The sequence below is a fragment of the Streptomyces sp. E11-3 genome (assembly GCF_046540415.1).
GTDB lineage: Bacteria > Actinomycetota > Actinomycetes > Streptomycetales > Streptomycetaceae > Streptomyces.
This window is the reverse complement of record NZ_JAZGRL010000001.1, coordinates 1,349,620-1,370,095: the sequence shown is the minus strand read 5'-3', so window position 1 is coordinate 1,370,095 and position 20,476 is coordinate 1,349,620. Positions and strand designations below refer to the sequence as shown.

28 protein-coding genes and 1 pseudogene are annotated in these 20,476 nt (G+C 68.8%); 16 read left to right on the top strand and 13 right to left on the bottom strand.

What is annotated here, in order from left to right:
- Positions 1-94: 94 nt before the first annotated feature.
- Both U9R90_RS06315 and U9R90_RS06310 read right to left on the bottom strand, forming a co-directional pair.
- The gene (locus U9R90_RS06315; RefSeq protein WP_411055390.1) at positions 95-460 is read right to left on the bottom strand and encodes a DUF6415 family natural product biosynthesis protein; all 366 of its coding nucleotides are present in this window, start codon (positions 458-460) and stop codon (positions 95-97) included.
- Complete coding sequence (locus tag U9R90_RS06310; RefSeq protein WP_411055389.1) at positions 453-668, bottom strand: hypothetical protein; 216 nt, start codon at positions 666-668, stop codon at positions 453-455. The genes U9R90_RS06315 and U9R90_RS06310 overlap by 8 nt, the downstream gene beginning before the upstream one ends.
- 172 nt (positions 669-840) lie before the next feature.
- Between U9R90_RS06310 and U9R90_RS06305 the strand changes: the two genes are divergently transcribed.
- Together U9R90_RS06305 and U9R90_RS06300 are read left to right on the top strand one after the other, a co-directional pair.
- Positions 841-1,593, top strand: a complete 753-nt coding sequence (locus U9R90_RS06305) for a DUF6879 family protein (protein WP_411055388.1) — start codon at positions 841-843, stop codon at positions 1,591-1,593.
- Positions 1,594-1,609: 16 nt separating this feature from the next.
- Complete coding sequence (locus U9R90_RS06300) at positions 1,610-2,467, top strand: Scr1 family TA system antitoxin-like transcriptional regulator (protein ID WP_411055387.1); 858 nt, start codon at positions 1,610-1,612, stop codon at positions 2,465-2,467.
- Positions 2,468-2,521: 54 nt separating this feature from the next.
- Here the strand turns inward: U9R90_RS06300 and U9R90_RS06295 are convergent, their stop codons facing one another.
- Positions 2,522-2,749, bottom strand: coding sequence for a hypothetical protein (locus tag U9R90_RS06295; protein WP_411055386.1), 228 nt, complete (start codon positions 2,747-2,749; stop codon positions 2,522-2,524).
- Between the two features lie 112 nt (positions 2,750-2,861).
- Between U9R90_RS06295 and U9R90_RS06290 the strand changes: the two are divergent.
- Positions 2,862-3,683 (top strand): annotated as a pseudogene (locus tag U9R90_RS06290) (IS5 family transposase); the annotation flags it as partial.
- 46 nt (positions 3,684-3,729) lie between these two features.
- Positions 3,730-4,152 carry a hypothetical protein gene (locus U9R90_RS06285; protein ID WP_411055385.1) on the top strand — a complete coding sequence of 141 codons (423 nt, stop codon included), beginning with the start codon at positions 3,730-3,732 and terminating at the stop codon, positions 4,150-4,152.
- A 38-nt stretch (positions 4,153-4,190) separates the two neighbouring features.
- Here U9R90_RS06285 and U9R90_RS06280 read toward each other — a convergent pair whose 3' ends face one another.
- The 3 genes from U9R90_RS06280 to U9R90_RS06270 all read right to left on the bottom strand — a co-directional run bounded on the left by U9R90_RS06280 (position 4,191) and on the right by U9R90_RS06270 (position 5,218).
- On the bottom strand, positions 4,191-4,559 hold the full coding sequence (locus U9R90_RS06280; RefSeq protein WP_411055384.1) for a holin: 369 nt from the start codon (positions 4,557-4,559) through the stop codon (positions 4,191-4,193).
- Positions 4,559-4,885: a hypothetical protein gene (locus U9R90_RS06275; RefSeq protein ID WP_411055383.1), complete on the bottom strand. Its 327-nt coding sequence runs from the start codon at positions 4,883-4,885 to the stop codon at positions 4,559-4,561. The genes U9R90_RS06280 and U9R90_RS06275 overlap by 1 nt, the downstream gene beginning before the upstream one ends.
- Positions 4,886-4,999: 114 nt before the next feature.
- On the bottom strand, positions 5,000-5,218 hold the full coding sequence (locus U9R90_RS06270; RefSeq protein ID WP_411055382.1) for a hypothetical protein: 219 nt from the start codon (positions 5,216-5,218) through the stop codon (positions 5,000-5,002).
- A gap of 195 nt (positions 5,219-5,413) precedes the next feature.
- Between U9R90_RS06270 and U9R90_RS06265 the strand changes: the two genes are divergently transcribed.
- The gene (locus U9R90_RS06265) at positions 5,414-5,761 is read left to right on the top strand and encodes a hypothetical protein (protein WP_411055381.1); all 348 of its coding nucleotides are present in this window, start codon (positions 5,414-5,416) and stop codon (positions 5,759-5,761) included.
- A gap of 210 nt (positions 5,762-5,971) precedes the next feature.
- Here the strand turns inward: U9R90_RS06265 and U9R90_RS06260 are convergent, their stop codons facing one another.
- Positions 5,972-6,160, bottom strand: coding sequence for a hypothetical protein (locus U9R90_RS06260; RefSeq protein WP_411055380.1), 189 nt, complete (start codon positions 6,158-6,160; stop codon positions 5,972-5,974).
- 34 nt (positions 6,161-6,194) lie between these two features.
- Between U9R90_RS06260 and U9R90_RS06255 the strand changes: the two genes are divergently transcribed.
- From U9R90_RS06255 to U9R90_RS06245, 3 genes are all read left to right on the top strand, one after another.
- Complete coding sequence (locus U9R90_RS06255; protein WP_411057654.1) at positions 6,195-6,932, top strand: ComEA family DNA-binding protein; 738 nt, start codon at positions 6,195-6,197, stop codon at positions 6,930-6,932.
- A 93-nt stretch (positions 6,933-7,025) separates the two neighbouring features.
- Positions 7,026-7,871, top strand: a complete 846-nt coding sequence (locus tag U9R90_RS06250; RefSeq protein ID WP_411055379.1) for an HNH endonuclease family protein — start codon at positions 7,026-7,028, stop codon at positions 7,869-7,871.
- The gene (locus U9R90_RS06245) at positions 7,868-8,041 is read left to right on the top strand and encodes a hypothetical protein (protein WP_411055378.1); all 174 of its coding nucleotides are present in this window, start codon (positions 7,868-7,870) and stop codon (positions 8,039-8,041) included. The genes U9R90_RS06250 and U9R90_RS06245 overlap by 4 nt, the downstream gene beginning before the upstream one ends.
- Before the next feature lie 282 nt (positions 8,042-8,323).
- Here U9R90_RS06245 and U9R90_RS06240 read toward each other — a convergent pair whose 3' ends face one another.
- The 3 genes from U9R90_RS06240 to U9R90_RS06230 form a co-directional block, all read right to left on the bottom strand.
- On the bottom strand, positions 8,324-9,031 hold the full coding sequence (locus tag U9R90_RS06240) for a hypothetical protein (RefSeq protein ID WP_411055377.1): 708 nt from the start codon (positions 9,029-9,031) through the stop codon (positions 8,324-8,326).
- Positions 9,032-9,047: 16 nt separating this feature from the next.
- Positions 9,048-9,401, bottom strand: a complete 354-nt coding sequence (locus U9R90_RS06235) for a recombinase family protein (RefSeq protein ID WP_411055376.1) — start codon at positions 9,399-9,401, stop codon at positions 9,048-9,050.
- A 118-nt stretch (positions 9,402-9,519) separates the two neighbouring features.
- Complete coding sequence (locus U9R90_RS06230) at positions 9,520-10,266, bottom strand: 3-oxoacyl-ACP reductase family protein (RefSeq protein ID WP_411055375.1); 747 nt, start codon at positions 10,264-10,266, stop codon at positions 9,520-9,522.
- A gap of 197 nt (positions 10,267-10,463) precedes the next feature.
- Between U9R90_RS06230 and U9R90_RS06225 the strand changes: the two genes are divergently transcribed.
- Positions 10,464-11,075 (top strand): dihydrofolate reductase family protein, encoded by a 612-nt coding sequence (locus U9R90_RS06225; protein WP_411055374.1) that lies wholly within the window; start codon positions 10,464-10,466, stop codon positions 11,073-11,075.
- Positions 11,076-11,091: 16 nt separating this feature from the next.
- Here the strand turns inward: U9R90_RS06225 and U9R90_RS06220 are convergent, their stop codons facing one another.
- A complete protein-coding gene (locus U9R90_RS06220) occupies positions 11,092-11,298 on the bottom strand; it encodes a hypothetical protein (protein WP_411055373.1) in 207 nt (68 codons plus the stop codon).
- 148 nt (positions 11,299-11,446) lie between these two features.
- On the opposite strand from U9R90_RS06220, the gene U9R90_RS06215 reads away from it, so the two are divergent.
- Both U9R90_RS06215 and U9R90_RS06210 read left to right on the top strand, forming a co-directional pair.
- Positions 11,447-12,727, top strand: coding sequence for a sensor histidine kinase (locus tag U9R90_RS06215; RefSeq protein ID WP_411055372.1), 1,281 nt, complete (start codon positions 11,447-11,449; stop codon positions 12,725-12,727).
- Complete coding sequence (locus U9R90_RS06210; protein WP_411055371.1) at positions 12,724-13,392, top strand: response regulator; 669 nt, start codon at positions 12,724-12,726, stop codon at positions 13,390-13,392. Before U9R90_RS06215 ends, U9R90_RS06210 begins: the two co-directional genes overlap by 4 nt.
- Positions 13,393-13,419: 27 nt before the next feature.
- On the opposite strand, the gene U9R90_RS06205 is transcribed toward U9R90_RS06210, so the two are convergent.
- Entirely contained in the window at positions 13,420-13,935 is a 516-nt protein-coding gene (locus U9R90_RS06205; protein WP_411055370.1) for a GyrI-like domain-containing protein, read from the bottom strand.
- A gap of 375 nt (positions 13,936-14,310) precedes the next feature.
- Positions 14,311-15,315, bottom strand: coding sequence for a Gfo/Idh/MocA family oxidoreductase (locus U9R90_RS06200; RefSeq protein ID WP_411055369.1), 1,005 nt, complete (start codon positions 15,313-15,315; stop codon positions 14,311-14,313).
- Between the two features lie 130 nt (positions 15,316-15,445).
- On the opposite strand from U9R90_RS06200, the gene U9R90_RS06195 reads away from it, so the two are divergent.
- The 5 genes from U9R90_RS06195 to U9R90_RS06175 all read left to right on the top strand — a co-directional run bounded on the left by U9R90_RS06195 (position 15,446) and on the right by U9R90_RS06175 (position 20,406).
- Positions 15,446-16,189, top strand: coding sequence for a GntR family transcriptional regulator (locus U9R90_RS06195; protein WP_411057653.1), 744 nt, complete (start codon positions 15,446-15,448; stop codon positions 16,187-16,189).
- A 131-nt stretch (positions 16,190-16,320) separates the two neighbouring features.
- Positions 16,321-17,346, top strand: coding sequence for a substrate-binding domain-containing protein (locus U9R90_RS06190; RefSeq protein ID WP_411055368.1), 1,026 nt, complete (start codon positions 16,321-16,323; stop codon positions 17,344-17,346).
- Positions 17,347-17,480: 134 nt separating this feature from the next.
- On the top strand, positions 17,481-18,482 hold the full coding sequence (locus U9R90_RS06185; protein ID WP_411055367.1) for a sugar ABC transporter substrate-binding protein: 1,002 nt from the start codon (positions 17,481-17,483) through the stop codon (positions 18,480-18,482).
- Positions 18,479-19,534: an ABC transporter permease gene (locus tag U9R90_RS06180; protein ID WP_411055366.1), complete on the top strand. Its 1,056-nt coding sequence runs from the start codon at positions 18,479-18,481 to the stop codon at positions 19,532-19,534. Before U9R90_RS06185 ends, U9R90_RS06180 begins: the two co-directional genes overlap by 4 nt.
- Positions 19,531-20,406: an ATP-binding cassette domain-containing protein gene (locus U9R90_RS06175; RefSeq protein ID WP_411055365.1), complete on the top strand. Its 876-nt coding sequence runs from the start codon at positions 19,531-19,533 to the stop codon at positions 20,404-20,406. Before U9R90_RS06180 ends, U9R90_RS06175 begins: the two co-directional genes overlap by 4 nt.
- The last annotated feature ends 70 nt before the right edge of the window (positions 20,407-20,476 follow it).

The window sequence follows — 20,476 nt, the reverse complement described above, 5'->3', positions numbered from 1 at the left end:
CCAGGGCCCGACATGGCGTGCTCCAGGGCGACGGCGACCGGCTCACCGGTCGGCTGGGCGCACTCGCGGCAGATCCGAGTCATGGCCGCCGCCGTCATGTGCGGATGCCGTTCAGGTTCTCGTAGTGGTCGCACAGGGCGTCCACCGAGCGGGCCAGGCGCTGAGCGCGCCTCACCTCTGACACCAGGCCGACCTTCTCTACCGCGGCAGGGACATCGTTCAGGCGGTCTCGCGCCGCGCTCACACCGGGCAGAGCACACTGAGCGGGCACATCGCGGGCGGACAGGACACAGGCGATGTCCTCCACGATCGGGATGAGCAGCATCAGATGGCCGCGCAGCTGGAGCAGCATCAGCTCCAGGTCCTCGTACCGCGGCAACTGCGCATCATCCGCGAGCAGTGACGCGGTGACGGCGCGCATTGTCTCGATGTCCGGTGGTCGATCATCCTGCTCATCCATGTCTATCACGGCTTCCCTGCCGAATCGCCTCTGCCAGTTTCTGGACCACGTCCGGGCGGGCGCTGCCGAGGATGACGAGACCCAGACCGGGCGAGGCGTAGTCGACGCGCAGCGACGGCAGGACGATCCCGGCCCGGGTCAGCGCCTCGCGCAGTTCCTCGGTTGCGGCACCCGGATCGACGTGTTCCGGCTCATGCGTAGTGGCCATGAACTGGACGCTAGGGACCTGACGGTGGAGGTGTACAGGTAAGTTTCACGGAGTTTCTTGACGAGCCTGCAAGGTTGCGCCATGTTGCTCATACTGGCTAACCGAATCCGGTACAGAGGGCGTTGGCCGTGGGGAGGCTGTCGAAGACAGCTCCCGACGGAAGGCATCGACCATGGCGCGACGACTGCGCTTCAACGGCACAGGCAGCGGAGACACGGGCTGCCCCGCGGTGCACGAAGACCTCGACACGCGAGACGTCATCGTGCACGGTCCGCCGCTCACCGACCCCGACGACGTCGCTCAGCTTCAGCACCTCGGGCAGGGCGAGGTACCTATCGTGGTACCGCGTGATCTTCTCGTTGATTGGGGACCGAAGGACGTGACACGCGACGCAAAGATCATTGACCTGGACGCGTTCGGCAAGTTGTTTGAGACCTTCAAACACACAGCCTGGCGACTGGAGACGCGGCGCCGCTACGCCAGCGATGAGCAGACCGACACCTACCGCGAGTTCATCGCGAACGGCACCGTCACGTGGGACATGGATTCCTGGTACTGCACCACGATCCGCACACAGACCGCGGCTGGAAAGACTGTCGGGCGGGTACGGGTAGTCGACAGTCCGCCGACGCCGGGACAGCGGTACTTGATGGTCAATGCCGAGCGCAACGCCGCGCTCGGTGAGGACATGCGCAACCTGCCGCGCGCGGAAGCTGACCGGCTGGACCTCGGAGACGAGGACTTCTGGCTCTTCGACTCCCGGCTGGTCGCGCTGCTCAACTTCGACGACGCCGACAACCTCGTTGACGTCGAGCTGATCACGGAGCCCGGTGAAGTCATCCGGTACTCCATGCTGCGCGATGCCGCAATGCATCACGCCGTTCCGCACGACCAGTACGCGGCGCGAGTCGCCGCACAGAGGTAGAAGCAGGTGCGTACCGGTGAGCACGGACTACCAGCAGGCGCGCGAAGCGCTCGGGGTGAGCCTCCGGGAACTGCGTTTCTCAGCGCCAGGAGGACGGCTCACCGGTACGCAGCTGGCGCAGCGGCTAGGCGCCGGATGGACCAAGTCAAAGATCAGCAAGGTGGAAAACGGCAAGCAGACTCTGGAGCCCGAAGAGCTGCAGCAGTGGACCAACGCCACCGGCCAGCCCGAGGCGTATGACGGGCTACTGGCACAGCTCCGGGGCTTCAACTCCCACATACGGTCGTGGCGCCGCCAGTTGGCCGCCGGGCACCGGCCGGTACAGCAGGCCATCGCCGCCGAATACGAACGCTCAGCCGTGGTCCACGGGTTCGAGAGCGTCACCGTGCCGGGCATCCTGCAGACCGCCGACTACGCCCGATCGATCTTCACGCGGTACGCGGAACTCCAGCGCTCCCGACGGGACACCGAGGACGCTGTGCGCGCCCGTCTCCGGAGACAGGAGATGCTGTACGACTCCGGTAAACGGTTCAAGATCCTCGTGGGTGAGACCGCGCTTCGCTCTCTCATCTGCTCACCCTCGGCGCTCGCTGCCCAACTGGACAGGCTCGCCGGGATCATCGGCATCGACACCGTCCAACTCGGCGTCATCCCCTTCAGCGCCTCGCTGAAGATCCCACCCGTAGGCGGCTTCTGGATCCATGACGAGCGGCTCGTCACAGTCGAGACCTGGCACGCAGAACTGTGGATCGACGATGCGGCCAGCATCGCGACATACCTCCGCACCTGGAACACCCTCCGCGAGTCCGCGGTGTACGGAGCCGACGCCCAGAACGTGATCAACGCGGCGAGGCGTGCGCTCAGCTCCCGCTGACGTAAGCACCCTCCGGACAGCCGCTCAGGGCGAGTTGGTTCACACCCGGCACGCTCACGCCAGCCGGTAGACGGCCTGGTCCGGGTCCGGTCTCACGATCAGCCCGTTTTCGGCGAGCAGGCGCAGGTTCCGGCGAGCCTCCTTCTCTCCGGCCCGCTCATCCGACGGCTCGTATCCGGCGACCCGCAGAGCCAGCACGGCGCGCTGGGTGTCCCACGTGCCGCCCAGCGCCTGGATCACTGCGGCGAGCGCCTGCGGGTGTGTCAGCGGCGTATCGGTCATCGACGTCCTCAGTGGGTGTTTTGCGAGTGCTCAGCGGACTCGTAGTATTTGAAGACGGGTTGTCCGGTTCCGGGGCTTCACGGCGGGCCGGGGATGCGGTGCGCTGGTGGGCGTGGATGGACGTGAGCCGTACCCGAGCGATCTGTCGGATGAAGCATGGGAGCTGATCCGGCCGGTCATCGCCGCGTGGAAGGCGAAGCATCCCTCGGTCAGCGGGCACGCGGGCGGTTACGCGATGCGGGAGATCGTCAACGCGCTGCTGTACCAGGCCCGGACCGGCTGCCAGTGGCGCTATCTGCCTCATGATCTGCCGCCCAAGAGCGCGGTGTACTACTACTTCGGCCTCTGGCGCGACGACGGGACCGCCGAGACCATCCACGACCTGCTGCGCTGGCAGGCCCGGGAGATGCGCAAACGTCGCGAGGACCCCACCGCGATCGTGATGGACTCGCAGACTGTGCGGGCCTCGGCCAACGCGCCGAAGGAGACGACCGGGTGGGATCCGGGCAAGAAGAGCCCGGGCCGGAAAAGAGGCATCGCCACCGACGTGATCGGCCTGGTCATCGCCGTGCTCGTGGTGGCGGCGAGCGTGCACGACAACGCCATCGGAACCGCTCTGCTCGACAAGGCCGCCAAGAATGCGCCGACGGTGACGAAGGCGTGGGTGGATGCCGGGTTCAAGGAGGCCGTCGTCGAGCACGGCACCCGCCTCGGCATCGACGTCGAGATCGTCCAACGCGCCCCGGGGGCGAAGGGGTTCACTCCGCAGTCGAAGCGGTGGGTGGTCGAGCAGACTCTCGGCACCCTCATGCTGCACAGACGCCTCGTGCGTGACTACGAGACCAGGCTGGCCAGCTCGGTGGCCTGGATCCACTGGTCCATGACCGACGTCATGCTCCGCCGCCTCACCCGCACCACCACCCCGACCTGGCGCGACCCGCCTCGCCGGGCACCGGACACCCCGACGAGCCGGAGCATCGATGAAGCGTCTTCTGGACAAGCTCGAGGCCCGGCAGCAGCTGGTACGCGAGACGGCCGGACAGTTGCGTGAGCAGATCACGCTCCTCACCGAGCAGCTCGCCGCCACCGAACGCACCCTTCAACGCCTGGAAATCACCCGCGAGACCATGTTGGAACTGGCCTCTGAGGACGGCACCGAGCCGCCCGAGCCGCTGCCGCCCGGTTACCGCGAGGTCCTCGCCGCCTTCGAGCAGGCCGGGCACGGACTCCGCGCGAAGGAGGTCTGCAAGATCCTCGGCATCGGCACCGAGCCGCGGCACACCGAAAGCGTCCGCGCCAAGCTGAAACGCCTGGTCGATCGCGACATCCTCGCCGAGCCCGAACCCGGCCTGTTCACCCTCAACCAACCGGCACCGGCCACCCCAGACATCAACTCAACCTGAAACTTGACGAATCATCACAGAACACCCAGTCAGAGCTTTCACCCGGCCCTACGGTTCCAACCTCCTGGCTGCCTGCGAGCGGTCTCCCGCTTGTGGCAGGTACTGCACAACCCTCTGCTGTGCCGGGGATCGTTGGGGTCGAGACCCTCAGCGATCAGCTGCTTGCGGGAACGGGGCCAGTGGTCGGCCTCGGTGCTGGGGACCTCGCCGCAGACCACACAGACCGGGTCGCGGGCCAGGACCGGCTTGGGGAACAGCTCGCGGTGCTCGGTGCCGTAGCCCTGCTGGGTGGAGCTGCCGTGTGCTCGTTCGCCTGCGGCCTTGCGGCGGCGTGTGCATTGGGGTGAGTAGTTGCCGTCAGGCTTGCGGATCTGGCGGCACCGTGTGCAGCCGGAGCGGGTGGGCATCAGGGCTCGAAGGCGATCAGCTTCAGGTTCACGGAGGTGACGTCGACCGGCACGCTGGAACCGTAGAGGGCGGTCGACAGCTTGCCGAAGGTGCGTGTGGCGCCTGCGGGGATGCTGATCGGGGTGTCGTCTACGGCCTTGCCGCCCACGGTGATCGGCGTGACAAACGTGACCGTCTGGGCTGCCGCGTCGGCGTTGCGGACGCGGAAGACCGTCTTGCCCGTGTTCGGCAAGCTGTGGTTGTTCGTCGTGTCGCCGTCCTGCTCGGTGGGGTCGGCCACACCCTGGTCGGAGAGCTCGGTCACGGGGATGGTCACGCGCGGCATGGCCGGGATCCTCTCAGCGGGGGCGGGCATGCGAAAGCCCGGCTCACTGGCCGGGCTGAGGGTGCACGAGGTGCAACGTACGTAATGAAGCGTGCGGTGCTGGTCAGCGGGTTGTCAAGCAGCGTTGCCCTTGGTGCGCACGACATCGGCGATATCGGCGAGGTCCCACCATGCCTGCGGGTGGCCTGCGTTGCCGGTGGCCCGGTACGTCGCGGGCGTGATGCCGCGTCGCTTTGCCCAGCTGCGGAAGCCCGCCGGGGTGGTGCCGAGCGAGTAGGCGGCCATGGCCGTCGGCACGAGCGGGCGGCCGTCGCGCCCCACTGGTGTGCTCATGCCTCAATGGTGCCCGGCCGCCATGGATTCGAAAGGCGCTCAGCGTCCGGGGGTTTTCAGTTCAGAGGCGGTGGCGGGCTGCTGTCCCTCGTATGGGTGCCGCGCTGCGCAAGCTGGGCGCTCGCGGGCTGTGCCGGGTCTAGCCTTGACTCCTCGGCTCCTGACAAGTTCTGGAGCGCGAAGGCTGGGGGCGTCATGGACAGACGATTGGAAGCAGGCTGGGGCCAGAAGGTCGCGTGGTCGGTCGTGGTGGTGGGGTCGATGTCGATCCTCGCCTGGGTGCCGTTCTTGTACGTGGGTATCCGGCGTGGGCGACGCTCGGACTGGGTGGCCTTCGCCGTGTTCGTGGGGTACATCGTCGCAGTGGCGCCGTGGGCGGCCTCGACAAGTGACGGGCCGGGTGATGCGGTGCTCGGTACGGTCGTGATCGTGGCCATGGCGGCGGCCGTGATGATGCTGTTGTTCACGGTGTTCGACAAGCCGGGCACCAAGGACGACGCGGTCAACGTCGCCCAGCCCGAGGGCCGTCAGTTCTTGGAGTGACCGTACGGGGCGGGCTCAGCTCAACCCGAAACCGCTATCGGGTGAGCTTGCGAACGCGCGAGTGGCCGTCTGCGAGACGCGCATACTGCCAGCAGCTCCTCCCCCGAGTCGAGGGTCCGACCGTCGCGGCGGAGGCGGGGGTCCACATGGTCCAGCGCGCCCGCTGCCCGTGGATTCGAAATGGTCGCGCTCGGGCCACGTCTTCGGTTCTCAGGTGCGCCGGTTGCTGCACCATGGCTTGCCGCAGTCGATCAGGTTCGGGTTGGTGAGGCTGCCGGTGGGCTCGCTGGGCTCCATGCCGAGTTCGGTCTCCAAGGCGCGGGCCTTGGCCTGGGAGGCGGTGTCGTGGGTGTCGCAGCGCCGGACGATGCGGCGCAGGCCTCGTTCTTTACACCACAAATGTACGGAAAATCGGGGATATTATTAATGTGTGATGAGGAAGGATAGTGCCGACCTTCCGGCTAGGAAGATGAGCCCGGAAGGAAGTGTCTGGTGGGCGCTGATACCGCTGCTCACATTGGGTATGGGGACGGCGTTCGTCCTCGGATGGGCGGCGTACCGTCTTAGGTCACGGGGGCTCGCGATCATCGCCGGCGTGGCGTTTGTAGCAATGCTTGTCGCGCTGCCCCTCAGCGGCGCTCCGGGGGATTCGGCTGGCTCAGCCGTGAGCGGTGCACTGATTATTGCACTCGCGAGTGGCGGCCTTGCGGCGACGTTCTTGATACGACCGCGGCTCGTCGACCGGGATCACGTCGAGGCGGCGACGCGGCAAGGGTGGGGGCCTCAATCCCGCCCGGCGCCGTCTCGCCCCGCTTGGGCGCCACGACCGGGGCCGGGCCTGGACCCGGCTATCGGTGAAGCTCTCAGTCGCCGACAGCGACGGATCGAAGCCCGACGACTCCTCGCAGAGGACCCGGCTCTCGCCCGAGAGCTGCGAATCGGTCGGCCGGATCTTCCCAGGCGGTACGACGACGGCGGCCTTGTTGATGTCAACCACGTACCGGCCGCAATCCTCGCCTCCCTGCCAGGCTTCACACCGGAACTGGCAGATCGAGTCGTCCGGGTGCGCGACGAGCACCACGGCTTCGAACTTATCGAGGAGCTGAGCGTCTACGCTGATCTGCCCGGTGGCCTGGCCGACGAACTGGCGGAACGATTGATCTTCCGGTAGTCGTGACCGAGAGGCTCCGGAGGACCCAGGCGGGGCCCGTTCCTGCGCTGCGGTCCCACCCGGCGAAGGCGCGTGGTGGACACAGGGCAGGTCATGCGTCGCGTCGTGCACCGGGTGCGCTCAAACCGTTTGGCTGATCAGGCAGTCGTGGCGTCCGGTCGGACGTGCAAAAGCGGACAGGCTGCGCACGCACAGCAATCCGATGAAAGGAACGAACCGGTCATGGGGCGTCAGCAGTGGTGGGGGCGAGGAGTGGCGGCCCTGGCCCTGGTCGCGGTGGCCGGATGTTCGGCGGCCGATGGCGCCGCGTCCGACGGTGCGAACGACGGCCAGCCGTCTGTTTCAAGCAGCGGAGCCGACGGCGGCGAGGCGGCGGACAACGGGACGCTGCCCGGTGTGCCGACCGCCATGCAGGCAGGCATGGGGCTGGCCGGGCTCACGGTCGCCGCGCACGGTTCGATGTCCGGCTACAGCCGTTCAAAGTTCCCGCACTGGGCCGAGCAGGGCGAGCGTTGTAACACTCGTGACCTGGTACTGGAACGGGATGGCGCCGACGTGAAGCGAGACGAGGAGTGCCGGACGGTGTCGGGTACCTGGGTCAGTGTGTACGACGATGTCACCGTTACGGAGGCACCAGAGATCGACATCGATCATGTGGTGCCGCTCGCCAACGCGTGGCGTTCCGGGGCCAGTAAGTGGAACGAGGAGAAGCGGAAGGCGTTCGCCAATGACCTCACCGGCCCGCAACTGATCGCGGTCTCCGCTGCCTCCAACAGGGCCAAGGGCGACCAGAGCCCTGACCAGTGGCAGCCGCCGGTCAAGACCTACTGGTGCGTGTACGCGCGGGCCTGGACCGCGGTGAAGGCGGCCTATGAGCTGTCGGTGACAGAGCCGGAGAAGAGCATGCTCACCGAGATGCTGGATACGTGTGCATCATGAACGGCCCCGAGCGGACTGCCGAGCCCAAGAGCCTGGTCGATGAGGTGACGCCGGGGTCAGGCGGGGCGATGACCGACGAGGTCGGCGTCATCACCGGAGCTCTGACCGTCGCGACCATCGCCCTGCTCGATGAGAGCGCGGAGGTCGCGGTGCAGTGCGCCGGGGCTTAGAAACTGTGTCACAACCTCTTTCCGCAGTTCACAGCGCCATGAAGCACGACGGTGATTCTGCTTGCCGTTCAGGTTGGCGTCGTTGGACGGCCACTCGAACGGCAGCGGAAGGCTCACCAGTCCGGAGTCGTTGATTCGGGCGGGTCCCAGTCGCAGAACGAGCAGGGGTAGTACTCCAGTTCGTCGACATGCGCGTCGAGGCTGGCGGCCTGGTGCCGTGGAGCCAGGTCTTCCTCGCCACGACCATGTAGAGCCAACCAGAGGGATGAGTCTGAATGATCATCAAGTTTCCATGGAGAAGTCCATGTTGATGGGGCGAAGGCGCAGTGGCTCGGTCGTCCGAGGTACGTTTGTCCCGACGACTTCCAGCTTTACCTCGTCGACCCAGGCGGAGCCCTCACCAGCGAGAATCACACCGAAAAGAATCTTGTGGGCACTGTCTGGGATGTCGACGACAACACTCCGATCCAGCCAGCCTGTCGTTCCGCTTACGCGCTTGTCTGGGGCCTGGGTGTTGTCGAAGGCGACGCCCCTGCCACCGGAGTCATCCGCCCTGAGCCAGATGGTTACATAGCCGCGCGTGTCCTTCGATCTAAGGGTTGCGGTCATCCTGACGCGCTTACCCCAGTAGTCGTCTGCCCGGAAGCTTTGCACAAGGGAGCCAAAGGGGCGCGCACCAACGCATGAGCGTATGAAAGCACTCGCTACGCCTGTCCGGTGCACGTCACGGTCAACGCCGAAGTCGTAGTCGTTTGGGTTAGTGCCGGTGGTGCCCCAGCCTTTCGGCAGGTCCTCCCAACCTCCGGATGATGTCGGGCTCAGCTGCACTTCAGCGAGGATTCGAGTGGTCTCGGCTCGCGCCCGCTCTGCCTCGGCATCAAGTTTCCGCGCCTCGGCGCGGGTGCGAGTCCGCGTAGACAAGAACGTCACGAGCGCAACGGCAACACCGCCGAAGACGGGTCCTGCGAAGCCGGACAGTGAGAAGTCCACGTCTCCCCCCAGCGGGTTAACGCTCTAGGGACGCAAGCAGCACCTGCTTCTCTTCGCACAGCTCGATGAAGCTGACCCACTCGCCGACCTGACGGGAGCCACGCGAGGACTCCCACAGCATGAGGACGTCCGCGCCGAAGTCCCCGTTGAGGAGATCAGCGACGAGCCGCTCGAAGTCATCGCGTGTCTTGCGGGCGTACCGGGACGCGGACAGTCCGTTGTCGGAGTACGGCTGGCCCAGCGTCCAGCCGTACTCGGCGGCGGTGCTTCGATTGTCCGCGCCCTGGCGTTCCAGGCTCGTGCCGCCCTTGGCGTCGGAGAGACGTCGGTACTCGCGGGCGACGATCCCGCTGCCGTCGAGGTAGGTCATGTCACCAGTCGTACCGTAATGACGGGGCTTAGGACACTGCCTGGACAGCCCCGGCGCGCCCCACGCTCGTCTACGTACGCGTAGGTCACCTATCCGCAAGTCACGTACCCATCAGTGCCTACGCCGCGTGCCCGCCGTCGACCGAGAACTCCGACCCGGTGATGTACGAGGCCTCATCTCCGGCCAGATAGCCGACCAGCGAGGCGACCTCGTCCGGGGAGCCGTAGCGCCCCAGCGCCGTCAGCGCGCTCTGCGCCTCGGCGTACGGGCCGTCGGCCGGGTTCATGTCCGTGTCCACCGGGCCGGGGTGCACGATGTTCGCGGTGATCCCGCGCCCGCCCAGCTCCCGGGCGAGCGCCTTGGTCAGGCCGATCAGCGCGGCCTTGCTCGTCGCGTAGAGCGTCCCGCCGGGGCCCGGCACCCGCTGCGCCATGCAGCTGCCGACGCAGATGATCCGCCCGCCGCGCTCCAGCCGGGCGGCCGCGGCCTGGGACGCCAGGAACACCGAACGCACATTGACGTCCAGCACCCGATTGGCGTCATCGAGCGTGAGGCTCTCCAAGGGGCCGAGGACGCCGACGCCCACGTTGTTCACCAGGATGTCCAGGCGTCCCAGCTCCGCGACGGTCCGCTCCACGGCCGCGGCGGCCGAACCGGCCTCGGCAGCGTCCGCCCGGATCGCCAGGCCGCGCCGCCCGGCCGCCTCGATCTTCCGTACGACATCCTGGGCCGCGTCCGACCCCTGTACGTAGGTGATCGCCACATCGGCGCCCTGCTGAGCCAGCCGCACGGCGGTCGCCGCGCCTATGCCGCGGCTGCCCCCTGTGACCAGGGCCGTCTTGCCGGTCAGCGTCTGTGAAGACATCTTTGAACCTCTTTCACCGGTTTCACCAGAAGTGCTTGCAGGTTCAAGGAAATCGTTCGGAGGTGATGTCGGCTGGCGGGAACCGGACATCGCGGTCGCGATGAGTTCCGGGCCGGGTGAAGGTCTGAACAGTGAGTGGTCTGAACAGCGACGAACCGACACCCGGTTCGTCGCCCCTACGGGAGAAAGGTCCCGCCATGAAGCTCACCCTCACCCAGTTCGTCACCCTCGACGGCGTCTATCAGGCCCCCGGCGGCCCGGACGAGGACACCAGCGGCGGCTTCACGCACGGCGGCTGGTCGTTCCCGTACGCGGACGAGGACTTCGGCCGCTTTATGACCGAGGTCTTCGACCAGGTGGACGCCTTCCTCCTCGGGCGCCGCACCTACGAGATCTTCGCCTCGTACTGGCCGAAGATGACCGACCCCGCCGACCCGATCGCCTCCCGGCTCAACGCGCTGCCCAAGTACGTCGCCACCACCACGCTGACCAGCGCCGACTGGCAGGGCACCCAGCTGATCGGCCGCGACGACCTGGTCAAGGAGGTCACCGCGCTCAAGGACCGGCCAGGGCGCGAACTGCAGTTGCACGGCAGCGGCGGACTCGCCAAGTCCCTGCTGGCGCACGATCTGATCGACACCGTCCGCCTCCTGGCCTTCCCCGTCACCCTCGGCACCGGCAAGCGGCTCTTCGCGGACGGCGGGCTGCCGACGGCGTTCCGGCTGGCCGGGTCCCGTACGACCGCCGCGGGTGTCGTCATCGGCACGTACGAGCGCGCGGGGCGGCCGACGTACGGGACGTTCGAGTGAGACAACGTCCGGCCGTTCAGGACGACTTGACGCTCTCCGACGCGGCGAACAGCGCTCCCGCGAGTACGAGGCAGGTGATCCCCGCGTAGAGCTCGTAGCCGTCGAGGAAGTCCAGGCGCTGGATCAGTCCCCAGCCCTCGGGCCAGCCGGTTGCCCCGTACAGCGTCGCGGTCGCGCCTTGGAAGATGGCGAGTACGCCGAGGAATTCGAGAAGCTGCTTCATATGTCGATCTTCCCCGCGAGGGTCGACCCCCGGGTATTGGCCAGCGGGCCAGAGCCGACGCGCCGAAAGTCGAGGATCGGCCGACTTTGGTCTAGGGCGGCCCGCCACGGCGCTGAACAGGCCCCGGAGCTGCGTAGATTGAGCGACCATGAGTGGTGTGAAGCAGTCCGAGCCCCCAGCGGGCGCCCCGCCCTGGGAGCCTCCTTGGGAGGGCCGGGCCTACCCGTGGCTGCTGCCTTCGGGCGTCGCCGCCGAACTGGACCCGGACCGGGCCCGCGGCGGCCGGGTCCGGCGCACCGCGCGCGACTGGCTGGTCGACTTCGCGGCCTTCCTCTTCGCGGTCATCCTGGGGTTGGTCTCCATCGACACGATGGCCGAGCGGACCGACGTTCCGGACGGGCTGATGGTCCTCGACCAGCTGATCGGCGCACTGGCCTGCGCCGCCGTCTGGCTGCGCAGGCGCTGGCCGGTCGGGCTCGCGGTGGCACTGATGGTGGCCGGTGTGCTGTCCGACAGCTCGGGCGGCGCGGGCCTGATCGCCCTCTTCACCGTCGCCGTGCACCGGCCGTTCCGCTACGTGGCCTGGATCGGCGGGGCGAGCGTCGCCACCATCCCGCTGATCCTGTGGCTGCGTCCCGAGGACGAGATGCCGTACCCCGTGACGATCGCGTTCCTGGTGCTGCTCACCGCCATGGTCATCGGCTGGGGCATGTTCGTACGCTCCCGACGCCAGCTGCTGCTCAGCCTCCGCGACCGTGCCCAGCGCGCCGAGACCGAGGCGGCGTTGCGCGCGGAGCAGGCCCAGCGACTCGCCCGCGAGGACATCGCCCGCGAGATGCACGACGTACTGGCGCACCGGCTCACCCTGCTCAGCGTGCACGCGGGCGGACTGGAGTTCCGCCCCGACGCCCCGCCCGCCGAAGTCGCCCGCGCGGCCGGGGTGATCCGGGACAGCGCGCACGAGGCGCTCCAGGACCTGCGCGAGATCATCGGGGTGCTGCGCGCCGGTGAGCCCGCCGACGACAGCGGCCGGCCGCAGCCGACCCTCGCCGCCCTGGACACCCTGGTCACCGAGTCCCGCGCGGCCGGGATGCGGGTGGCCGTCGAGCAGCGCGTCGCCGACCCCGCCGCGGTCCCGGTGAGCGTGGGCCGCAACGCGTACCGCATCGCCCAGGAAGGCCTCACCAACGCCCGCAAGCACGCACCGGGCGCCCCGGTCACCGTGCGCGTGGCCGGTGAGGCGGGCGCCGGACTGACCGTGGAGGTACGCAACCCGGCGCCGCCCGGCGAGGTGCCCAGGGTGCCGGGCTCCGGCCAGGGCCTCATCGGGCTCACCGAGCGCGCGACCCTCGCCGGGGGACGTCTGGAGCACGGGACCGACGGCCAGGGCGGATTCCGGATCACCGCCTGGCTACCGTGGGGCCCATGACTCCGATCCGGCTGCTCCTCGTCGACGACGATCCCCTGGTTCGCGCGGGCCTTTCCTTCATGATGGGCGGCGCGGACGACATCGAGATCGTCGGCGAGGCCGCCGACGGCAGCGAGGTGCCCGCGCTGGTGGACCGTACCCGCCCCGATGTGGTCCTGATGGACATCCGGATGCCGCTCGTCGACGGCCTCACCGCCACCGAGGAGCTGCGCGGCCGCGCGGACGCCCCCGACGTGATCGTCCTGACCACCTTCCACGCCGACGAACAGGTGCTGCGGGCGCTGCGCGCGGGCGCCGCGGGCTTCGTCCTCAAGGACACCCCGCCCGCCGAGATCGTGCAGGCGGTACGCCGGGTCGCCGCGGGCGACCCGGTCCTCTCGCCGACCGTCACCCGCCAGCTCATCGCGCACACCGCGGGCCCGGAGCCGCACCTCGACCGAACGGCCAGGGCGCGGGCCCGACTTGGCACCCTGGCGGAGCGCGAGCGGGAGGTCGCCGTCGCCGTGGGCCACGGCCGGGCCAACGCCGAGATCGCCGCGGAGCTGTTCATGAGCGTCGCCACGGTCAAGGCCCACGTCTCCCGCACCCTGACCAAGCTGAACCTCAACAACCGCGTCCAGATCGCCCTGTTGGTCCACGACGCGGGCCTCCTGGAGGACGAGTGACCGACCGGCGCGGGGGCGTCCGGGCCGCTACTGCCTGAGCCGGAAGGCCAGTTCCGTCTCCCACTTGTTCAGGTCGGGCTCCACCCGTGGGTCCGTCTTGTAGCTCTCCAGGCGGCAGCCCCACACCTCGCCCGAGTCCGAGTGGGACATGTCCCACTCAAGACCCTTGGCATGCGCCCACTTCAGCAGTGAGGCCGAGACCTGCAGCAGCCCGTCAGGGTGCCCGACATGGGCGACGGTCGCATAGCGTCCGGCAGGCAGTACGCCGCCGAAGAGGTCCCCCTCACCGCTGACGGTACGCACCCGCTCCGAGACCGGGAACCCGGCCACCACCTGCAGCTCCCCATCCGCCAGGCCACCCGCGCCGATGACCTCGTACCGGAAGAAGGGCCCGTCCACCGGCGCGATCCCCCGCTCGCCGACCCAGCCCAGCACCTCGGGCAGACGGTCGGCGAGCAGCCCGAAACTCGTCAGCGTGATCCGGCTCCTGACACCCACGAAGGGCTGCTCCGCGCGCTCCACGATGCTCGGTTGCGTCCCCATGGGCCGATCCTGCCGGAGCCGTTCGGCTGCCGCCACCCAGCCCACAGGGCGTTGCATCGCAGAAGCGCAGCCCCACCGGACCGGTGGTAGCAAGCAGCCCCACCGGACCGGTGGCCGCAATGCAACGGGAGGGGGCACGGCGGGGGTGCGCGCGCAGCGCCGGCGGCACCACCGGGTTCCCTGACCCCACCGGACGCCCCGCCGGTGTGAGCACGTACCCCCGGCGGGTCCCCGCTCCACCCCCGAACAGAGCGCGCCCACCCGCACCCAAACGACGCCGCACCAGACACCCGAACCGCCAAGCAGTCAAGCCGCCAAGCCGCCTGGCGGCGGCCTCACCCGCCCCCGCTCACCCGCCCGGGTCACCCGCCCCGCTCACCCGCCCGCGATCTCCTCCAGCCGCACCACACGTCGCTCGCGCCGCGACAGCTCGCACGCCTCGGCGACCCGCAGCGCCCGCAGCGCCTCGCGCCCGTCGCAGGGGTTGTCCCGCTCACCGAGCACCACCTCGACAAACGCGGTGAGCTCCGCCTCGTACGCGGGCGCGAAGCGCTCCAGGAAACCGGACCACGGCTTGTCGGCGGCCGGGGGCCCGGCAGGTTCGGTGGAGGCGATCGGGGTGCGGTCGTCCAAGCCGACCGTGACCTGGTCGAGCTCACCGGCGAGTTCCATCCGGACGTCGTAGCCCGCGCCGTTGCACCGGGTCGCCGTCGCCGTCACGAGCACCCCGTCGTCCAGGGTGAGCACCACGGCGGCGGTGTCCACGTCGCCCGCGTCGCGGAACATCGCGGGCCCGGCGTCCGAGCCCATCGCGTACACCTCGCGCACCTCGCGCCCCGTCACCCAGCGCACCATGTCGAAGTCGTGGATCAGACAGTCCCGGTAGAGGCCGCCGGACAGCGGCAGATACGCGGCCGGGGGCGGCGCCGGGTCGGAGGTGATCGCCCGCACGGTGTGCAGCCGCCCGAGCCGACCGTCGCGTACCGCCTCACGCGCGGCCGTGAAGCCCGCGTCGAAACGCCGCTGGAACCCCAGCTGGAGCACCGACCCGGCGGCCTCCACATCGCGCAGCGCGCCCAGTGTCCCCGCCAGGTCCAGGGCGATCGGCTTCTCGCAGAAGGCGGGCAGCCCGGCCCGCGCCGCCCGGCCGACCAGCTCCGCGTGCGCCGACGTGGCCGCCGTGATCACTACCGCGTCCACACCCCAGGTGAAGACCTCGTCCGCGCCGGGCGCCGCTGTCGCGTCCAGCCGGTGCGCCAGCTCCGCCGCCCGCGCGGGGTCGGCGTCCGCGATGACCAGGGAACCCACCTCGCGGTGGCGGGCGAGCACCGCCGCGTGAAAGGAACCGATTCGACCTGCTCCGATGAGTCCGATGCGCATGGACCCAAAGTGACACCGCCGCACTCGCCTGTCCATCGTTTGTCCGGACAACCGAACCTCAAGACTTCCCGTCAACATCTTGTAGGACTACGCTCGGCCCGTGCCCAAGCCCGAGCCGGACCAGACCGCGCTGACCCAGTCCCTCCCTCTCGGCGTGGACCGCAGCAGCCCGGTCCCGCTCTACTTCCAGCTGTCCCAGCAGCTCGAAGCGGCCATCGAGAAGGGCAGCCTCGCGCCCGGCAGCCTGCTCGGCAACGAGATCGAGCTGGCCGGGCGGCTCGGCCTGTCCCGCCCGACGGTCCGCCAGGCCATCCAGTCGCTGGTCGACAAGGGGCTGCTTGTGCGCCGGCGCGGCGTCGGCACCCAGGTCGTACACAGCCGTGTCAGGCGCCCCCTGGAGCTCAGCAGCCTCTACGACGACCTGGAGGCGGCCGGGCAGCGCCCCACGACCCGCGTGCTGAGCAACACCGTCGAACCCGCGTCCGCCGAGGTCGCGGCCGCTCTCGGGATCGGCGAGGGCAGCGACGTACAGCGCATCGAGCGGCTGCGGCTGGCCCACGACGAGCCGATGGCGTTTCTGCGCAACCACCTGCCCGCCGGGCTGCTCGCCCTGGACTCGGCGCAGCTTGAGGCCACCGGCCTGTACCGGCTGATGCGGGGCGCGGGGATCACCCTGCACAGCGCCCGCCAGTCGATCGGCGCCCGTGCCGCCACCGCCGATGAGGCCGAGTCGCTGACCGAGCCCGCGGGGGCGCCGCTGCTCACGATGGAGCGCACCACCTTCGACGACACCGGGCGGGCCGTCGAGTTCGGCTCGCACACCTACCGCGCCTCGCGCTACTCCTTCGAGTTCCAGCTCCTCGTACGGGCGTGAGACCGCGCCCGTAAGAATGCAGTGAGACTGCGCCCGTAAGAATGTTCTGACAAAGCATTGACGGCGCTGTGCGCCCGCCGCTAGAACTCCCCCAGCCGCACCGGGCGGCCGGGAGATGAGGTGGGTGCACCATGCGTACAGCCCGTACAGCCCGTACGGCCCGAACACCCCGCACGGCGGCGACAGCCGCGGCCTGCGCAGCGCTGATCGTGCTCGCGGCCGGATGCAGCAGCTCCGGAGGCAAGGACTCCGAGGACAAGTCCGACGACGGCGGGGGCGGCGGCACCGTCTCGGGCCCCCGGCTGAAGATCGCGATGGTCACCCACTCCGGTGACGGCGACACCTTCTGGGACATCGTCAAGAGCGGGGCCGAGAAGGCGGCGGCCAAGGACAACGTGGAGTTCCTCTACGCCCACGACGACGAGGCCAAGGAACAGGCCCAGCTGGTCCAGTCGTACATCGACAAGAAGGTCGACGGGATCGTCGTCACCCTCGCGAAGCCGAAGGCGATGAAGGACGTCCTGGCCAAGGCCGCCGCCGCGGGCATCCCCGTCGTCACGATCAACTCCGGCGGCCAGTTCTCGCAGGCGTACGGCGCGCTCACCCACATCGGGCAGGACGAGGCCGTGGCCGGCGAGGCCGTCGGCGACGAGCTGACCAAGCGGGGTCTGAAGAAGGCGCTGTGCGTCATCCACGAGCAGGGCAACGTCTCCCTGGAGGACCGCTGCGCCGGGGTGAAGAAGACGTTCGACGGCTCGACCGAGAACCTGAACGTCACCGGCACCAACATGCCCGAGACCCAGTCGACGATCCAGGCCAAGCTCGAGTCCGCCAAGGACATCGATGTGGTTGTCACCCTCGGCGCGCCCTTCGCCGAGGCCGCCGCGGCGGCCAAGAAGGACGCGAACAGCAAGGCCGAGATCGACACGTTCGACCTCAACGCCGACGTCGTGGGGCAGCTCAAGGCCAAGGACATCGGCTTCGCCGTCGACCAGCAGCCGTATCTGCAGGGCTATCTCGCCGTCGACGAGCTGTGGCTCTACAAGACCAACGCCAACGTCATCGGCGGCGGCAAGCCGGTCCTCACCGGACCCGCGATCGTCACCGAGAAGGACGTGCCCCAGCTCGAGAAGCTGACCGAGAACGGCACCAGGTGACCGTTGTGACGCCCCCGCTGACCACGCCGTGGGCCATCGTGTCCGATACTGGGGCGTTCGGGGTCGCACACGCGACCCCGGCGTACCGGTCGGTACGGGCAGAGCGGCAAGATCAGCTAGAGGGGCACGGCTTCGTGGCAAGGGTTCGAACCTGGGTAGGCATCGCGCTGGCGGCGGCGGTCGGGCTGTCGCTGACCGGGTGCAGCAGCACCGGGGGCAAGCGCGCCGAGGACGCCCGCAAGGCCCAGGCGCAGGGCAGGGCCGCGGTCGACACCCCCCGCTGGACCATCGGCATGGTCACCCACTCGGGCGATGGCGACAGCTTCTGGGACATCGTGAAGAGCGGGGCCGAGCAGGCCGCGGTCAAGGACAACATCAACTTCCTGTACGCGCACGACGACGAGGGTCAGCAGCAGGCCCAGCTGGTCGACTCCTACATCGACAAGAAGGTCGACGCGCTGATCGTCACGCTCGCCAAGCCGGGCGCCATGAAGGACGCGCTGGCCCGCGCCAAGAAGGCCGGCATCCCGGTGATCACCGTGAACTCCGGCTCCGAGGAGTCCAAGGAGTTCGGCGCCCTGACCCACGTCGGCCAGGACGAGAGCATCGCCGGTGAGGCGGTCGGCGAGGAACTCAACGCACGCGGCAAGAAGAAGGCCATCTGCGTCCTGCACGAGCAGGGCAACGTCGGCCACGAGCAGCGCTGCGACGGCACCGCCAAGACCTTCAAGGGCAAGCTGGAGAACCTGTACGTCGACGGCACCAACATGCCCGACGTGCAGTCCGGCATCGGCGCCAAGCTCCAGTCCGACAAGTCCATCGATGCGGTCGTCACCCTCGGCGCCCCGTTCGCCGACACCGCGATGAAGGCGAAGCAGGACGCGGGCAGCGACGCCGAGATCGACACCTTCGACCTCAACCCCAAGGTCGCGCGGGGCCTGCAGGACGGCACCCTCGGCTTCGCCGTGGACCAGCAGCCCTACCTCCAGGGCTACGAGGCCGTCGACCTGCTCTGGCTCTACCTGTACAACGCCGACGTACTCGGCGGCGGCAAGCCCGTCCTCACCGGCCCGCAGATCATCACCAAGAAGGACGCCGCCACCCTGGAGGACTACGCGAAGCGGGGGACCCGATGACCACCACCGCCCCGGCCCCGGCACCCGACAAGGCAGTCGACGAGCGGCTGCTGAGAACCTCGCTGCTGCGCCGACTCCTCGGCCGCCCCGAGCTCGGCGCGGTCGTCGGCGCGCTCGCCGTCTTCGTCTTCTTCTCCTTCGCGGCCGACAGCTTCCTGCGCGCCTCAAGCCTGAGCACGGTCCTGTACGCGGCGTCGACCATCGGGATCATGGCGGTGCCGGTCGCGCTGCTGATGATCGGCGGCGAGTTCGACCTGTCCGCCGGTGTCCTGGTGACCAGCTCCGCGCTGACCTCGTCGATGGTCAGCTACCAGCTGACCGCCAACATCTGGGTCGGCGTGTTCGTCTCGCTGCTGGTCACCCTGGCCGTCGGCGTCTTCAACGGCTTCATGCTCACCCGTACGCAGCTACCGAGCTTCATCATCACGCTCGGCACCTTCCTGATGCTGACCGGCCTCAACCTCGGCCTCACCAAGCTGATCAGCGGCACGGTCTCCACCAAGTCGATCTCCGACATGGAGGGCTTCGACTCCGCGCGGCAGGTCTTCGCCTCGCAGATCACCGTCGGCGACGTCAGCTTCAAGATCACGATCCTCTGGTGGCTGGCGCTGGTCGGCGTCGCCACCTGGATTCTGCTGCGCACCCGCGCGGGCAACTGGATCTTCGCGGTCGGCGGCAACAAGGACGCGGCGCGCGCCGTCGGCGTCCCGGTCGTCAAGACCAAGATCGGCCTCTATATGGGGGTCGCCTTCGCCGCCTGGGTCTCGGGCCAGCACCTGCTCTTCTCGTTCGACGAGGTCCAGTCGGGCGAGGGCGTCGGCAACGAGCTGATCTACATCATCGCGGCCGTCATCGGCGGCTGTCTGATCACCGGCGGCTACGGCTCCGCGATCGGCTCCGCCTTCGGCGCCTTCATCTTCGGGATGACCGGCAAGGGCATCGTGTACGCGGAGTGGGACGCCGACTGGTACAAGTTCTTCCTCGGAGCGATGCTCCTTCTGGCGACCCTGCTCAACCACTGGGTCCGCAAGCGCGCGGAGGCCACGAAATGACCGGTTCCCCACAGGCCACCGACCAGGACCAGCGTCCCGAGCAGGGCACGCCGCTCGTCGCCCTCGAAGACGTCAGTAAGTACTACGGCAACATCCGCGCGCTCGAAGGCGTGTCGCTGGAGGTCCACGACGGCGAGGTGACCTGCGTACTCGGCGACAACGGCGCGGGCAAGTCAACGCTGATCAAGATCATTTCCGGGCTGCACCAGCACGACGCGGGCACCTTCTCCATCGAGGGCGAAGAGACCCGGCTGAGCAAGCCGCGCGAGGCCCTGGACCGCGGCATCGCCACCGTCTACCAGGACCTCGCCGTGGTCCCCCTGATGCCGGTCTGGCGCAACTTCTTCCTCGGCTCGGAGCCCAGGAAGGGCTTCGGCCCCTTCAAGCGCCTGGACGTCGACCGGATGCGCGAGACGACCCGCACGGAGCTGCTGCGCATGGGCATCGACCTGCGCGACGTCGACCAGCCGATCGGCACCCTGTCCGGCGGCGAGCGCCAGTGCGTGGCGATCGCCCGCGCCGTCTACTTCGGCGCCAAGGTCCTGGTCCTGGACGAACCGACGGCCGCGCTCGGCGTCAAGCAGTCCGGGGTCGTCCTGAAGTACGTCGCCGCCGCCCGGGACGCCGGACTCGGCGTCGTACTGATCACCCACAACCCTCACCACGCCTACCTGGTCGGCGACCGCTTCGTGCTCCTCAAGCGCGGCGCCATGGCCGGCAGCCACCTCAAGTCCGAGATCGGCCTGGACGAGCTCACCCGGCAGATGGCGGGCGGCTCCGAGCTCGACGAGCTCAGCCACGAACTGGAGCGCGCCCCCACCCCACCACAGATCGGCGGACACCCGACGGACGCGGCACCGGAGGGGGACTGACCCCGCCATAGCGCCCCCGAAGGGTTCACGGAGAGTACGACCAGGTCAGGGGCGGCGCACTGCGGCAACC

What these genes read in the sequence shown, in the direction of transcription:
- U9R90_RS06315 (WP_411055390.1), bottom strand. Translation starts at nt 460, where the DNA reads ATGGATGAGCAGGATGATCGACCACCGGACATCGAGACAATGCGCGCC.
- U9R90_RS06310 (WP_411055389.1), bottom strand. Translation starts at nt 668, where the DNA reads ATGGCCACTACGCATGAGCCGGAACACGTCGATCCGGGTGCCGCAACC.
- U9R90_RS06305 (WP_411055388.1), top strand. Translation starts at nt 841, where the DNA reads ATGGCGCGACGACTGCGCTTCAACGGCACAGGCAGCGGAGACACGGGC.
- U9R90_RS06295 (WP_411055386.1), bottom strand. Translation starts at nt 2,749, where the DNA reads ATGACCGATACGCCGCTGACACACCCGCAGGCGCTCGCCGCAGTGATC.
- U9R90_RS06285 (WP_411055385.1), top strand. Translation starts at nt 3,730, where the DNA reads ATGAAGCGTCTTCTGGACAAGCTCGAGGCCCGGCAGCAGCTGGTACGC.
- U9R90_RS06280 (WP_411055384.1), bottom strand. Translation starts at nt 4,559, where the DNA reads ATGCCCACCCGCTCCGGCTGCACACGGTGCCGCCAGATCCGCAAGCCT.
- U9R90_RS06275 (WP_411055383.1), bottom strand. Translation starts at nt 4,885, where the DNA reads ATGCCGCGCGTGACCATCCCCGTGACCGAGCTCTCCGACCAGGGTGTG.
- U9R90_RS06270 (WP_411055382.1), bottom strand. Translation starts at nt 5,218, where the DNA reads ATGAGCACACCAGTGGGGCGCGACGGCCGCCCGCTCGTGCCGACGGCC.
- U9R90_RS06265 (WP_411055381.1), top strand. Translation starts at nt 5,414, where the DNA reads ATGGACAGACGATTGGAAGCAGGCTGGGGCCAGAAGGTCGCGTGGTCG.
- U9R90_RS06255 (WP_411057654.1), top strand. Translation starts at nt 6,195, where the DNA reads ATGAGGAAGGATAGTGCCGACCTTCCGGCTAGGAAGATGAGCCCGGAA.
- U9R90_RS06250 (WP_411055379.1), top strand. Translation starts at nt 7,026, where the DNA reads ATGCGTCGCGTCGTGCACCGGGTGCGCTCAAACCGTTTGGCTGATCAG.
- U9R90_RS06245 (WP_411055378.1), top strand. Translation starts at nt 7,868, where the DNA reads ATGAACGGCCCCGAGCGGACTGCCGAGCCCAAGAGCCTGGTCGATGAG.
- U9R90_RS06235 (WP_411055376.1), bottom strand. Translation starts at nt 9,401, where the DNA reads ATGACCTACCTCGACGGCAGCGGGATCGTCGCCCGCGAGTACCGACGT.
- U9R90_RS06230 (WP_411055375.1), bottom strand. Translation starts at nt 10,266, where the DNA reads ATGTCTTCACAGACGCTGACCGGCAAGACGGCCCTGGTCACAGGGGGC.
- U9R90_RS06225 (WP_411055374.1), top strand. Translation starts at nt 10,464, where the DNA reads ATGAAGCTCACCCTCACCCAGTTCGTCACCCTCGACGGCGTCTATCAG.
- U9R90_RS06220 (WP_411055373.1), bottom strand. Translation starts at nt 11,298, where the DNA reads ATGAAGCAGCTTCTCGAATTCCTCGGCGTACTCGCCATCTTCCAAGGC.
- U9R90_RS06215 (WP_411055372.1), top strand. Translation starts at nt 11,447, where the DNA reads ATGAGTGGTGTGAAGCAGTCCGAGCCCCCAGCGGGCGCCCCGCCCTGG.
- U9R90_RS06210 (WP_411055371.1), top strand. Translation starts at nt 12,724, where the DNA reads ATGACTCCGATCCGGCTGCTCCTCGTCGACGACGATCCCCTGGTTCGC.
- U9R90_RS06205 (WP_411055370.1), bottom strand. Translation starts at nt 13,935, where the DNA reads ATGGGGACGCAACCGAGCATCGTGGAGCGCGCGGAGCAGCCCTTCGTG.
- U9R90_RS06200 (WP_411055369.1), bottom strand. Translation starts at nt 15,315, where the DNA reads ATGCGCATCGGACTCATCGGAGCAGGTCGAATCGGTTCCTTTCACGCG.
- U9R90_RS06190 (WP_411055368.1), top strand. Translation starts at nt 16,321, where the DNA reads ATGCGTACAGCCCGTACAGCCCGTACGGCCCGAACACCCCGCACGGCG.
- U9R90_RS06180 (WP_411055366.1), top strand. Translation starts at nt 18,479, where the DNA reads ATGACCACCACCGCCCCGGCCCCGGCACCCGACAAGGCAGTCGACGAG.
- U9R90_RS06175 (WP_411055365.1), top strand. Translation starts at nt 19,531, where the DNA reads ATGACCGGTTCCCCACAGGCCACCGACCAGGACCAGCGTCCCGAGCAG.